This window comes from Pedobacter sp. N23S346, from assembly GCF_048515415.1.
Taxonomy (GTDB): domain Bacteria; phylum Bacteroidota; class Bacteroidia; order Sphingobacteriales; family Sphingobacteriaceae; genus Pedobacter.
The window spans coordinates 325,802-339,496 of record NZ_JBLYEE010000002.1; the positions used below are offsets into that span (position 1 = coordinate 325,802).

Below are 13,695 nucleotides of genomic sequence, written 5' to 3' on the forward strand. Positions count from 1 at the left end.
TTAGAATTGATACCGCAATTGAATTTTTATCTCCGATTTCTTGTTCCCTTCAATTTCGTCGAGGTAGGTACCAACGGTTTCTATATCCTGGTAATAAAACATAGCATACCTGGCCCAGATATTTAATTTTTTAGCCAGGTTATATTTTAGATTCAGGTACGTTCTAAATCCTTTACCACTATACATTCCAAAGGCGAAACTGTATAAAACATCATCTTCATAAGCATATATTCGGCTGTTATAACTCGGTGTATTAAAGTAGGCAACGCGTACGTTACCAGTTATTTTTGAGAATAGGGGTGAATAGTCTACATCCTGATAAATTAAATAACCAAATTCTGCCTTTGCTTCTCCTTTTTTATATTGAGATACTTCGATCCGATTTTGAAACCGCCACTTTTGATTGGCCTGCCAGTTAGATTCGATTCTATAACCTTCTCTTTTTACATCATCTATAAAATTGATCGGTACATCTAAATCTGTATTTTGTTGTTTGTTTTCTGTTTTAAAGCGAAATAGTATTTTAAAAATCTTATTTGGTGTGTAAACTGCCTGACTTAAAATTTCATATCCAGATGAAGGCGCATCCACTCTAAACTTAAGCCATGGGAACCTAAAATAATCGCCATAAAAAGAAAATGCCCAACGCTTATTTGGAATGATATTTAACCCTGCATAAAGTCCTTTTTCATTCACCGGTTCACTTGACTCAGATACAGCCTGATTGAAAAAATTATGATAGTTTTTCGCATAATTCCGATAAGTGATGGCTGCATAAACCGTTGGAGATAAGCTAATTAATGCTCCACTCAAATAAGCTGAACCGCTGGATAAACTTTTACTGCCTTCACCATAGAAATAGATGTTCTTAAATGTATAGTTATAATAAATGCCCAGATTAGTGAGCGAATTTCCAGTGAAGCTATAGCGATCATATAAGGCAGTTTGTGTGATAAAACGGTTTCCGTATTTGCTTTGATAAGCAATTCCACCGACTGCGAATTCATTTTTAGTGTACTGTATTACTGCACCATAAATACGCTGACTCAAACTGCTTTTGTTTTTAATCTCAGCAGGGGTTCGATGCAGACCAGTTTGATTTACAGTAGATTGGACAAGATTCCCATTAACATCTACATCCTGACTGGCATCCAGGTTTCTAAAAGAGACAAATGGCGTAATCTCAAAACCTCTATAAAGATTAATCGTTGCAGAAGCTCCTCTGAAGAAAGAATATTCATTGGTAGAATTATAAGGGCGCAAACCCAGATCTTTTTTCGCTACACTGGTTACATCTGGTCCCTTACCGAAAGAAAATCCTGACCATAAAGTTAAACCCTGACCAAATTGCATGGTGTAATCACCAACTACCAATTTTTTGATCTTTCCTAGTTTAAAGAGAGCAATGTTTCCGGAGTAAAAATCAAAAGGCTTATCAATAAACTTTTCACCAGCGTCTTTATCTAGCGTAATCCCGGCAGAAACTATGGCTCCATAATTGTAGCGGTATCGGGTTTGAAAGCGCTCTGGCGAGCCTAAATATCGGTTCCCTGGCAAATCGGTAAAGCCTTTTTGCTTCTGCAAAGTTTGTGCAAAACGCATCATCAGGTCATTTTCACCTAACAGACGCATATTTTGTAATGTTAATTTTTCATACTCTGTGTCTTCGCTGAGTGTTACAAAAGGTAAAAGACTTTGAACAGTTTTCAGATCATAGCCATCAATTGACTGGAGTTCTAAAACGTCGGCAAGATCTCCACTTTCTTTAATTCGCATAAAGAAATTACTAATTTGTAAAGGAGAAAGAAATACAAATGTTTTCAGCTCTTCGGGGGTTGTTTTATTCAAGTTAACGGGGTGTTTTTTGTACCGGACGAGAATATCAATCAGCTCGGTAATGTCATAATCGTCGGGTAAATTTTCTGCTACGCTTTCTAAAATGTCTTTAACTTCAAGTTGTTGCGTTGTAGTTTGTGCATTTGCCATGATACCGATCATTACAAAAAAAGTAGTGAAGAGTCTAAAACGCATATCCAATTGCAATTTGAGGCGCATAGCCCAGATTTTCATTGTAAGTTGTCGCCATATCCATTGCGAATTTTTTATAATTTAGTCCGAAACCGAAATATTGCTTAAATGGTTTGGCACTCAAACCACCCCTAAGGCTTAGTAAATCATACAATTTATATTCAAGTCCTAATCTGAAATCTATCGCCTGATCTAAGACTTTGGAAATGGTTGTGGCAATTAACACTTTATTCGTTGCCAGGTAAGTAGCCCCAATGTTAAAAGATGTAGGGATTTTAATCACAACTAAATTGCTGTTAAACTTTTGTTGTGATGGATTACTAGTAAATGCGCCGATACTAAAATTGCTGTTTAAATGATATAATACGCCAAAGTCTATCGAAAAGCCAGTTGAAGAACCATAATCAGCAATTTTTAACTGATGGTAATTTCCGTTAAGTGCCAGAGAAAAATTTTCACCAAATCTTTTTGCGTAGGCAAAGCCGACTTTACTTTCATTATAGGCTGAAAAACCATAACGTTGAAAACTTATACCGATAAAATTGTTTCTAAAAGGGATAACACCAACTATACCTTGTGAACTAATTTCATCACTTAAAAGGTGTTTAATATAGTTTACTGATATTGCCGGCTGATCGATAAAGGTAATTCCTGCCGGGTTGGCTTGCAGCGCCCATATATCAGTAACAGCAGTACCATTATCTGCCATGGCAGAAAGCCGCGGACCAAGGTTATTTTGAGCGTAGACGCACGAAGTTGATAGCACTATCAACAAATAATACAATATTTTCATAATCAGGCATAAACCGGGATGTATAAAAATAGAGTGATTTGCTTCGTGCTAATGTAATAAATTATCTACAACTTATGTGTTTAATTTGTGTTTTTTTGTAGTTGTAATTGATGTTGTTCAATTTTGGCAGCAAAAACTTCTTGTTGATTCGAAACCATGCTTGCCGCTAATGTTTCATTTAAAAACTGTGAATTGTAATTCTGATTGGAGCTATTGATAAATAAAACGGTTTGCCCGGAGATAGTTTTGATAATCTGGTCTGAAAGTTTCGATGAAACAGCGGGACAACCCTGACTCCGGCCCAACCTTCCAAGTTGATCAATTGTTCCCTGGGAAACGTAATTTGCCCCATGTAATACAATTGCTCTTTCCCTTGCTTTATCGTTAAATCCAAGATCCATACCATCTAACTTTAAGGAGCGACCATGTTTGCCATTATAAATTTCTCCGGTGATGTAAAAACCTAAGCTACTTTGATTTGAATTTGGTGTGTTAGAAAATGAGGCTGGCATATCTGCACCACTATTTTGACCGTGAGCCACCCAGGTATTCATCAACAGTTTATTGTTTTCCAAATCAATAATATAGAGGCGTTTTTTGCAACTTTCCTGATCAAAATCGGCGATGGTCAAAATGGATTTCGATTGGATCAAACCTGAATATTTCAAATTATAAAAACCAGTTAGTGCTTTCTCGAAAACGGTTTCACTCAGTCCGGCAGAATCGAGTTGAGCCGCATGGTAAATATCAGATACATAACAGTTATAGGTACTATCTTTTGAAGTATTAAAAATATATTCTTGTTTTGTTTTTGGATGCTCTGCTGCTTTCCAACTCGTACCGACAATGCTCATACCCACTAAAAAAATCGTAACAAAGCCCAGGATGTTTCTTCTCATTAAGTAATATTTGGTAAATACTAAGATTAATACGAAAGATAAAAAAAAATGTTGTGTCCGTATAACTTGTAGGAGTATAATTACAAAGTGTTTTACTTTCACCTGACTTAACCATTATTATTAATAAAGAATTTAATTTGATAGAACTGTTGTAAAATAATCCTCTAACAAAGTGGCGAGATAACTGTTAATCCTTAAATAACTGCCAGATGAAGATTTTATTGACAGGTGCAAACGGCTACATTGGCACCAGATTATTGCCTTTGCTTTTAGAACAAAATCACGAGGTGATTTGCATGGTTCGCGATAGACGAAGATTCATTTCGCATGCTGATCCGATGGCTAAGGTTACGGTAATCTCTGGTGACCTGTTGAATCTGGATTCTTTATTAGAAATTCCTGAAGATATAGAGGCCGCCTATTATCTGGTTCACTCCATGTCATCCAGCGATCAGGGATTTTCTGATATGGAACGAAAATCTTCTGAGAATTTTTCTACTGTAATCAGAAAAACGCAATGTAAGCAGATCATTTACCTTACAGGAATTGCAAATGATGAGCACCTATCTAAACATTTGGGCTCCAGATTAGCGGTGGAAGAAGAATTAAAATCATCAAACATTGCTTGTACTATTTTAAGGGCTGCAATCATCATTGGTTCCGGGAGTGCTTCATTTGAAATTATAAGGGATTTGACCGAGAAAATACCTGTGATGGTGGCGCCAAAATGGGTAAAAACACGCTGCCAACCTATTGGAATCAGGGATGTATTAGCTTATTTGATAGGCGTTTTAGACAATGCTAAGGCTTTTAATGAAACCTTCGACATTGGTGGGCCTGATGTGTTATCTTATCGAAACATGCTATTGGGCTATGCTAAAGAAAGGGCGCTTAAACGTTGGATTATCACTGTTCCAGTATTAACGCCAAGATTATCCTCACTCTGGCTAAACATGATTACTCCAGTGCCTTACTCTTTGGCCAGGAGCCTGGTTGATAGTATGAAAAATGAGGTTGTTTGCAAGGATAATCGGATACAGCAGGTAGTGCCCAGGAAATGCCTGACTTATTCAGAAGCATTACACCTGGCTTTCGAAAAAATAGATCAAAACTCAATCGTTTCCAGCTGGAAAGATGCTTTGAACAGGGGATACCTGCAAACGGATTTTATGGATCAGATCAAAGTTCCGCAAAATGGTACGTTGGAATATAAAGTGAAAATGCAGTTTGACCGTGAGGCGGAAGAAGTTTTTGAAAATATATGGAGTATCGGCGGAAACAGAGGTTGGTATTATATGGATTGGCTTTGGCATTTCAGGGGTTTTCTGGATAAAATGTTCGGCGGTGTGGGTACAAGACGCGGAAGAACCAGCAATACAGATCTGCAAGCTGGAGATGTTTTAGATTTCTGGCGCGTTTTACTGGCTGATAAAAAGAATAAACGACTGTTGCTTTATGCCGAAATGAAAGTGCCAGGAGAGGCCTGGCTGGAATTGAAATTAATTGATTTCCATGGGAAAGCTTATTTATCTCAAATTGCAACATTTAGACCACGAGGTTTATGGGGCAGGATTTACTGGTATGCCATGTGGCCATTCCACCTTGTGCTCTTTAAAGGAATGGCTAAACAGATTACAAAATATCGACCCAATAATTAGCCAAATTTAGCTATTTTTGGTTTTCTAAAAACTGCAGTATGCCGAATCAAGAACATGATTATTCTTTCTGGACAAAATATAAACGCTTTGCATCAACTGAAATTCTGATGTACCTGATTATGATTATCGGAATTGGTATCGGAATTATTATTTTAAGTTAAGTACCAACTTTAAATGATCAGCGATGTTAACGTCGTTAATAAACTTAGAAAATTCAGCATATTTTTCTGGTGCGAACGTGCCATCATTTAATACCAGCTTCCGGTAATAGGTTAGCTTTGTCCCGTCTTTACTTACCTTTCTTATATATTTTCCAAATGCATTGTTGAAGTTTTTATCTTCTATTAAAACCAATTCAGTTTTTACATTTTCTGGTAAATCAAACTCTATTGTGTCTTCATCGGTGAATCCACGATTAATATACACTGGTAACGTCCGGTTAAGTAATTCCTGAATAGTAGGCTGGATGTTGAAGGCATTCAATTGTAAATACATTTTATCACCGTTTATCGGAGCATAATTTCTGATGCTTAGTTTAAGGTCTTCGGTAAGTTGTGGGTTGATTTCCTTTTTTTGGGAAAAGCCTACATTTGTAAAATCGATATTATCAATGTTATAAGCATTTTTCAGCAGTTTGCGTTGTTCTGCCAATGGTTGATCAATTATAGATTCGCGGTTATCATATTGCGCACCCGAAAATAGTGTGTTAATTTTTCCTGTAACGTTACCATCCTGACCGATACTTAATGCTGCTTTACGAACTTGAAGATTGTTTTGTGTACCAAGTTTCGGAGTCTTCAGAAGTTTTCCACCAGTTGGTGTACAGGCAAAAACAGTTCTGTCATCAGTAAAGTCACTTAGAAAACCAAAAGGGATTTTTTGATTGGTACATTCCAGCCAGGTAGTATCGCCTTGAAGGGGCATGCATAAAATGATGTGGTTGCCTTGCCCCATGCTGGCAAAAGCCTGATCAACATTTCTTTTGAGTGAACCTGCTTCCACTACACAATAATATGACTCAATCTCTGCCGCTTTGAGCAGGCTCTGCATATAGTTTACCAGTGCTTTACAATCACCATAACCCAAACGATCTACCTCACTTGCTGCAACAGGTTGGAAACCACCAATGCCAATCTGCACACTGATATATCTGGTTTTTTCCTGTAAATATTTGTAAATCTTTCTCGCTTTATCTTTTTCGTTAATATCATCTTTCACCAACTCTTTAATGGTTTGCATAGTTGCTGGCGGTAATGCCATTCTCTCTTTTAGCAAATCATCATAAACCCACTTTCCTAAATCCTGCCAGTTATTATAAGTTCCATTATGTCTGTAATAATAGAACTGTTGAGGTGCAATTTGTACTTTAGTGAGGTAACGTTCCGGATCGGGGCTATAAGGTTCTGCCTTGGTTGCTGCATGATTAGTGATTGACCATACCTGTTTTTTCTGTTTTTCATCGATGGTTTCAATTGGTTCGCCTTTATAATGCTGTGTTTTAATCCGAACCTCATCAGCAGGCTTACTAATAAAAGTATAAGTGCTTTTTTCAACGGAAATGTTATTCTCCATCGCAGGCATCCAGTCTCTGATGATCAGATTTTGTTTGTTTCTGATTTCAATCTCGTAAGAAACAGTATATGGGTATTGGTTAACCGACGGGTTGAAAAGTTTTAGCCTGCTATCTATAAATAAAGAAAATCCATCGGCAGCACTTACATCTGAGAAATTACTTTGATTGAATTTACTGGTCAGTATTCCTGCAGCATTGTAAATTTCGCCTTTAATACCTTTTATAGAGGTGTTTTTATCATAAGCAATAACCATTCGGGCATCATCATCTCCATTCTCATTGAAAACGGTAATCACTTTTTTTTGCAAGCGGATCACATTATCCGGAGCCCTCATATCCACCGTAATCTCTTCATTTCTAATACAGGAATTTGCCCTGCTGCGAAGTTGAGGCGAAATCAAGTCAGCATCGTAGTTTACCTGTGCGAATGCAAAAGGTGACCATAATAAAAGGGAAATAACCGTAACAACAAATTTCATTTAGTTTACCTTTTTGAGTAAATATTCGCTTTTTTGATTTTGAATAATTTTGCTATAAAACTCTTTCAAATAGAGATACAACTCCGGTTCATAAATGGCATTATTAAACTGTAAAACCTGGTTTAGTGATAATACATTATTTTCAAAAGTTGTATTGAGCAGGTATTTCCCGCCTGAGTTCGGCAAGCCTATCGCTAAATTTTTAGGTTTCTCCAGTAACTCATAATTTTCGGGCAGCGTAATGTTTATAGAGATTCGCTCATCTGTTGCTGTGCCCAGATCAACAGGATATGTTCGTTCATTTAAATTGAAGGGGTTTTTCGTAATCGCATTAATAAAGAACGGACTCATGTAGAACTGCTTATTATTGGAACCATCATTCACCGTAAATTCAACCTCGAACACTTCTTTTAACGCATTTTCGATACTGTCGATATTACTGATTGTCTGGTGCAGAATTTTGATTCTTGGCAAACGTTCATCTATTTTTTCGACGTATTCTTCTACCGATCCATATTTTTTAATTTCCTTTCGTCTGTTAAAAGCCGAATAGCCTTGACTGTGGGTAGTAAGTGTCCCTATTAACTTCCCATCATTGTTCAACTTCCCAAATAATACGTAGCTTGTAACTGCCTTTTGGCTCGCTTTCAAATCTATCCAATACGATGCCTTTTTCAGGTTCATTACTCTTCCTTGATCATTTATACACCTCAAAGGCAACAAACCGAAGGGAAGAAGTGGTTCCGAAGCATCTAAGAGGTAACTTTTATCTCCAATGTTTACCTTAGCTACCACATAATTGAAATCAGAAATAATAGGATACAATTTATTAATGGTTCCATTTTCTCTGGTTGATAAGATTACAGCTTCGGCATCTAAATTGGCAGCTGATAGTGCTGCTATCAGGTTAAAGTTGATATCAGCGATATTACCGGATCTGCTTTCAAAAGATTTTTTAATGCTTTCTTCAGAGAAAATCCCATAGTAATTATTCCACTTAATTTGCTTTTTAATGTAGGCAAAAATCGCCTTTGCCTTTTGCAGATCATCAGGCGCATCTTTAATTATACCAGCGATAAGGTCTTTGTAAAGGTCCTTTCGTTTCATCTGGGCACCGAAAGATTTATCAGAAGTCAATTCATAATCTACATCTTTCCATGTTTTAGTGTAAGAGGTTTTTCCTCCGTTTGGATTGGTGAAATCTGATAATTCGAAATAAATGGCTGATTTGAAATTACTTGGCGCTGTCATGTTATCTTCCTCTATAAATGCCGGAACATTTTTCATCAAATAACTGATTTTGGAGCAATCGATATTTGCCCCGTTAATTCGTAAACACTCTTTTGAAATTTCTGATTTCTGATCGGTAAGTTTTAAATAACCTCTTAATGATACGTTGTAATTGTAGATTCCGGGAATATATACCAGGTATTCGCTTGATACTTTGGGAAGATTTGATTGAAACTCCCACGTTTTAAAATTAAAAAGTCTTGGCGACTTCAACTTGTAGGTATATTCAATAATGGAACCTTCTTTTAAATTCGGGAGGGTGAACTTTGTTAGCCGGGTATATTTTGATTTATTCTCAACAAAAACGGATTTCTTATCCATGATCGTTTCTACAAAATTTCCGTTAACATAATTAAATGTAGAGGCCTTCAAATCTCTTATTGTCTCTTCGCGGCTATCATCTTTGTAAGTTGGTATAACAATATTAGCAGCGTCGAAACCATTTTTATTATAGATTTTAATTTTAGTATGGTATTCGAAAATAAGTTCAAGATGACCGGTTATATCATCAATTTGAATAGACGTTGTTCCAAACTCTTTAAGTACAACAGCATTGGCATTGCTGTCTATTTTATTTCTATCAAACTCCAAATCATCATAAAGTGCCTGGCCATAAGTGAAATTTTGAGCGAAGGAAGATAATGTCAGAAAGCAAAGAACAAGCGGTAATAGTATTATTTTCATTTAAAGCGTAATTTTCTGCAATTTAATGCTCGGGATGATAAGTATGAAATATTTTGAATTAAATAAATACGATGTACAAACAAATCAATCCTTTTTAGCACTTTTGAATAAATATATATTAATGGATGTAGCATAGACAACTTCATCTAAATCTGATATTAAAAACCGATGAAATTAAATTTAAAACGCCCTTTAGCATTTTTCGATCTTGAGGCAACTGGTATAAACGTAGGTGCAGACAGAATAGTAGAAATTGCTGTTCTTAAAGCCATGCCCGACGGAGCCGAAATTGTTAAAACCTGGCGTGTAAATCCTGAAATGCCTATTCCATTGCAGACCTCTTTAATTCATGGTATTTACGATGAGGATATTGCCAATGAGCCGACATTTAAAGTTTTAGCAAATGAAATTGCCGAGTTTATTGGTGATAGTGATTTGGCAGGTTACAACTCAAATAAGTTTGATATTCCAATGCTATTGGAAGAGTTCTTAAGGGCAGATATCGACTTCGATATGAGCCAGCGGAAATTTGTAGACGTACAAAATATCTTCCACCAGATGGAGCAACGCACCTTAAAAGCAGCATATAAATTTTATTGTCAGGAAGATTTAGTAAACGCCCATGCTGCCGAAGCAGATGTAATTGCGACATATAAAGTCCTTTTAGGTCAGTTGGAAATGTATAAGGAAACTGAATTTGAAAGCAAACAAGGTGTAAAAAGTGTTCCGGTTGTTAATGATGTAGATGCGCTACATGTGTTCACAAATATCAATAAACCTGTTGATTTTGCAGGCCGTATGGTTTATAACGATCAGGATGAAGTATGTTTCAATTTTGGAAAACACAAGGGCAAAACAGCGCAGCAGGTTTTTGCTGCAGAGCCAAGCTATTACGCCTGGATGAAAAACGGTGATTTTCCACTTTATACCAAGAAAAAGCTTGACGAAGAATGGGCGAAATTCAATGCTAAGAAGAATGAAAACAGGGCACCGAAACCGCAAAATACTGTGCCGCAAGATCGTCCTCAATATAAGAAGCCGCAACCAAAGCCACAACCAGATAAACCTGCGCAGCCGATTAATACTGATATGCTTGAACAGTTAAAAATGAAATTTGGTAAATAATTTAAATCTAATCAGAAAGGCACAAGGCGATATCATTATTCCTTGTGCCTTTTTAGTTTAATAACAATATGAAAATAATAAAACTTATCGCTTGGTTTATCCTGATTAGCAGTTCGATTCAGGCACAAACTCAATTGCCTGTAGAACCCGTTTTCCAGAACACTTACCAGAAAGCAACTAGAAGTGTGAATGGAAAACCAGGAAAAAATTATTGGCAAAACAAATCTAAATATGTTTTGAAAGTTGATTTTAATCCAGAAAGTCGCCTGTTAAAAGGTAAGGTTGCAGTAGTTTATACCAATAACAGTCCTGATACGCTAAGCGAAATCTGGTTTAAATTATATCCAAATCTTTATAAAAAAGGTACGCCAAGAAAATCAAAGCTTGCCGAATCTGATTTAGGCGACGGAGTAGCAATAGAAAAATTAAATGCATCGGGTAATGCCATCACCAATTACCAGATTGATGGTACAAACATGACGGTAGAGGTTCCGCCCGTTTTACCGGGAAGTACCATAAAATTTGATATTGATTACCATTACACGCTGAATAAGGGATCACATATGCGCACTGGTCAGGTAGATGATGGAGCTCATTTTGTTGCTTATTTCTTTCCACGAATTGCCGTTTATGACGATGTTGATGGCTGGAACAAATTTCCTTACACCGGGGCAGAAGAATTTTATAATGATTTTGATCAGTTTAATGCTGAAGTAACTGTGCCGGGAGGTTATGGTGTTTGGGCAACCGGAGATCTTAAAAACGCAAACGATGTTTTTCAGGATCAGATTATAGCCAGAATAGTTTCTGCCGAAAAAAACGATGCGGTAATTGATGTGATTACTGATCAGGATCTGGCTGATAAAAAGGTGACCAGGAATAACGCTTTCAATACTTTTAAATTTGAGGCCATTAACGTTACAGATTTTGTTTTTGCTTTAAGTGATCATTATTTATGGAAGTCGACGAGTTTAGTTGTTGATCCAAAAACTAAAAGAAGAACCAGGGTAGATGCAGTGTTTAATCCAAAGCATAAGGATTATTATGAAGTGATCGATTTTGCCCGTAAAACGGTATCATCAATGAGCTTTGTCTTTCCGAAATGGCCATTCCCTTATAACCATGAAACCATTTTCGATGGATTGGATCAAATGGAATATCCAATGATGGTGAATGATAATCCGGTAGATAGCCGTGAGGATGCGATAACCTTAACTGATCATGAAATTTTTCACACCATGTTTCCATTTTATATGGGCATTAATGAAACCAAATATGGCTGGATGGATGAAGGTTGGGCAACAATAGGCGAGTGGCTTATTTCGCCAATGATCGACTCGAATATCGTTGATGAATATGGGATCCAACCAACAGCTTCATCTTCAGGAAGCAAAGATGATTCACCAATAATGACTTTAACACCTGATTTGAAAGGTTCAGGATCGTTTACAAATTCTTACCCGAAACCAGGCTTAGCTTATTTATTTGTTAAAGATTATTTAGGCGAGGAGTTATTTACGAAGGCCCTTCATACTTACATCAAAAACTGGAATGGTAAGCACCCAATGCCATATGATTTCTTCAACAGCATGAATGAGGGAAGCGGTAAAAACCTTAATTGGTTTTGGAAACCCTGGTTTTTTGAAGGTGATATACTGGATTTAGGTATTAAAACTGTAGATAAAACAAATAGCGGATATACAATTGCTGTTGAAAATAAAGGGATAAAGCCTCTTCCAATCGACCTAACATTAACCTACGCTGATGGCTCGTCTGAGAAAAATCACAGTACCATTGGCATTTGGGAAAAAGGGAGTAAGGTGGTTATGATCAAAATTAAGACCGCTAAAAAGCTGAAGAAAGTAGTGATGGGAAGTAGCAACGTTCCGGATAAATCTAAAGGCGATAATACGTTTAACGTAAATTAGTATTTTTATTGCTGCAAATTAATGAGGCTGTATCATAAATTAGAAATGTCATCCTGAGCCTGTCGAAGGACTTGTAAAAAAGTGTTCTTAACAGTGTTTCAACAAGCTCAACATGACAAATCATAATTTAAGTGAGTAATGATGATACAGCCTCATTTTTTATTTAAAAATTATTCGGGCTTAAGAAAATCGATGTTCCTTTTGAGACCGTTATATTTCGTACGCTTTACCGCTGATCCTTTAAATACTTTTTTGAAAACCTCGTCGGTGATTTCAGTCAGTTCCTTTGCGGTTAAATCCAGCAAACCGTTTTCTGGCTTAAATGCTTCCTCGTTGTGGGCTTTAGAAAACCTGTTCCAGGGGCAAACATCCTGACAAATATCACAGCCAAACATCCAGTTGCTCATTTTATCTTTAAATTCTGTAGGAATCTCGTTCTTCATCTCAATGGTTAAATATGAAATGCACTTCGTTCCATCCACAACCTGAGGGGCGATGATCGCATCAGTAGGGCAGGCATCTAAACATCTTGTACAAGTGCCACAATGATCAGTTTGAAAAGGATGATCGTAATCCAGTTCTAAATCGATAATCAATTCGGCAAGGAAGAAGAAAGAGCCTTCAGTTTTACTGATCAGATTAGAATTTTTTCCAATCCAGCCAATGCCTGATTTTTTCGCCCAGGCCCGATCTAAAACGGGAGCGGAATCTACAAATGCTCTGCCAGATACTTCGCCTATATTTTCTTCTATGAAATAGGTTAGTGACTTAAGTTTATCTTTTATTACGGTGTGATAATCCTGACCGTAAGCATATTTAGATATTTTTGGTGCATTTGGATCTAACTGCTTTTCCTCTGTATAATAATTTAAAGATAAAGAGATGACAGATTTAGCACCGTCAACCAGAAGTCTTGGATCGAGGCGTTTATCGAAGTAATTCTCCATATACTTCATTTCACCATGGTGATTTTGATGCAGCCATTTTTCTAGTCTTGGTGCTTCATTTTCCAGAAATTCTGCTTTAGAAATACCAACATCCAGAAAGCCAAGGCGTTTTGCCTCATCCTTTATTAATTGACTATATTTTGCCTCATTATTGTACACAGATATGCAAAGATAAGGCTTAGGATTTAAAACATTTTGATTAATACCGTGTTCTCATTATAGAAACTAAATTAATTAACTGTGTTGCTTACAGAATCAGAAATTGATAGTGTGAAGACTTCATTCAACTAA

Annotated in this window: 10 protein-coding genes; 4 read left to right on the top strand and 6 right to left on the bottom strand. The window is 36.7% G+C overall.

What is annotated here, in order from left to right; all coding sequences use genetic code 11:
* From ACN1CD_RS05210 to ACN1CD_RS05220, 3 genes are all read right to left on the bottom strand, one after another.
* On the bottom strand, positions 1-2,031 hold the full coding sequence (locus ACN1CD_RS05210) for a helix-hairpin-helix domain-containing protein (protein ID WP_419129266.1): 2,031 nt from the start codon (positions 2,029-2,031) through the stop codon (positions 1-3).
* Positions 2,021-2,821 (bottom strand): hypothetical protein, encoded by an 801-nt coding sequence (locus ACN1CD_RS05215; protein WP_419129267.1) that lies wholly within the window; start codon positions 2,819-2,821, stop codon positions 2,021-2,023. Before ACN1CD_RS05215 ends, ACN1CD_RS05210 begins: the two co-directional genes overlap by 11 nt.
* Before the next feature lie 80 nt (positions 2,822-2,901).
* Complete coding sequence (locus ACN1CD_RS05220; protein ID WP_419129269.1) at positions 2,902-3,720, bottom strand: murein L,D-transpeptidase catalytic domain family protein; 819 nt, start codon at positions 3,718-3,720, stop codon at positions 2,902-2,904.
* Positions 3,721-3,929: 209 nt separating this feature from the next.
* On the opposite strand from ACN1CD_RS05220, the gene ACN1CD_RS05225 reads away from it, so the two are divergent.
* The gene (locus ACN1CD_RS05225) at positions 3,930-5,378 is read left to right on the top strand and encodes an SDR family oxidoreductase (protein WP_419129270.1); all 1,449 of its coding nucleotides are present in this window, start codon (positions 3,930-3,932) and stop codon (positions 5,376-5,378) included.
* Positions 5,379-5,416: 38 nt separating this feature from the next.
* Complete coding sequence (locus ACN1CD_RS05230; protein ID WP_280790409.1) at positions 5,417-5,539, top strand: hypothetical protein; 123 nt, start codon at positions 5,417-5,419, stop codon at positions 5,537-5,539.
* Here the strand turns inward: ACN1CD_RS05230 and ACN1CD_RS05235 are convergent.
* Together ACN1CD_RS05235 and ACN1CD_RS05240 are read right to left on the bottom strand one after the other, a co-directional pair.
* Positions 5,526-7,430, bottom strand: coding sequence for a DUF3857 domain-containing protein (locus ACN1CD_RS05235; RefSeq protein ID WP_419129271.1), 1,905 nt, complete (start codon positions 7,428-7,430; stop codon positions 5,526-5,528). The two genes, ACN1CD_RS05230 and ACN1CD_RS05235, sit on opposite strands and share 14 nt — an antisense overlap.
* Positions 7,431-9,404, bottom strand: coding sequence for a DUF3857 domain-containing protein (locus ACN1CD_RS05240; protein WP_419129272.1), 1,974 nt, complete (start codon positions 9,402-9,404; stop codon positions 7,431-7,433).
* A gap of 168 nt (positions 9,405-9,572) precedes the next feature.
* Here ACN1CD_RS05240 and ACN1CD_RS05245 point away from each other — a divergent pair, with 168 nt between their 5' ends.
* Entirely contained in the window at positions 9,573-10,529 is a 957-nt protein-coding gene (locus ACN1CD_RS05245) for an exonuclease domain-containing protein (RefSeq protein ID WP_419129273.1), read from the top strand.
* 68 nt (positions 10,530-10,597) lie between these two features.
* The gene (locus ACN1CD_RS05250; RefSeq protein ID WP_419129274.1) at positions 10,598-12,457 is read left to right on the top strand and encodes a M1 family metallopeptidase; all 1,860 of its coding nucleotides are present in this window, start codon (positions 10,598-10,600) and stop codon (positions 12,455-12,457) included.
* 170 nt (positions 12,458-12,627) lie between these two features.
* Here the strand turns inward: ACN1CD_RS05250 and queG are convergent, their stop codons facing one another.
* A complete protein-coding gene (queG, locus tag ACN1CD_RS05255) occupies positions 12,628-13,563 on the bottom strand; it encodes a tRNA epoxyqueuosine(34) reductase QueG (protein WP_419129275.1) in 936 nt (311 codons plus the stop codon).
* Between the last annotated feature and the right edge of the window lie 132 nt (positions 13,564-13,695).

Coding starts and splice junctions, on each gene's coding strand:
- ACN1CD_RS05210 (WP_419129266.1), bottom strand. CDS start 2,031: ATGCGTTTTAGACTCTTCACTACTTTTTTTGTAATGATCGGTATCATG.
- ACN1CD_RS05215 (WP_419129267.1), bottom strand. CDS start 2,821: ATGAAAATATTGTATTATTTGTTGATAGTGCTATCAACTTCGTGCGTC.
- ACN1CD_RS05220 (WP_419129269.1), bottom strand. CDS start 3,720: ATGAGAAGAAACATCCTGGGCTTTGTTACGATTTTTTTAGTGGGTATG.
- ACN1CD_RS05225 (WP_419129270.1), top strand. CDS start 3,930: ATGAAGATTTTATTGACAGGTGCAAACGGCTACATTGGCACCAGATTA.
- ACN1CD_RS05230 (WP_280790409.1), top strand. CDS start 5,417: ATGCCGAATCAAGAACATGATTATTCTTTCTGGACAAAATATAAACGC.
- ACN1CD_RS05235 (WP_419129271.1), bottom strand. CDS start 7,430: ATGAAATTTGTTGTTACGGTTATTTCCCTTTTATTATGGTCACCTTTT.
- ACN1CD_RS05240 (WP_419129272.1), bottom strand. CDS start 9,404: ATGAAAATAATACTATTACCGCTTGTTCTTTGCTTTCTGACATTATCT.
- ACN1CD_RS05245 (WP_419129273.1), top strand. CDS start 9,573: ATGAAATTAAATTTAAAACGCCCTTTAGCATTTTTCGATCTTGAGGCA.
- ACN1CD_RS05250 (WP_419129274.1), top strand. CDS start 10,598: ATGAAAATAATAAAACTTATCGCTTGGTTTATCCTGATTAGCAGTTCG.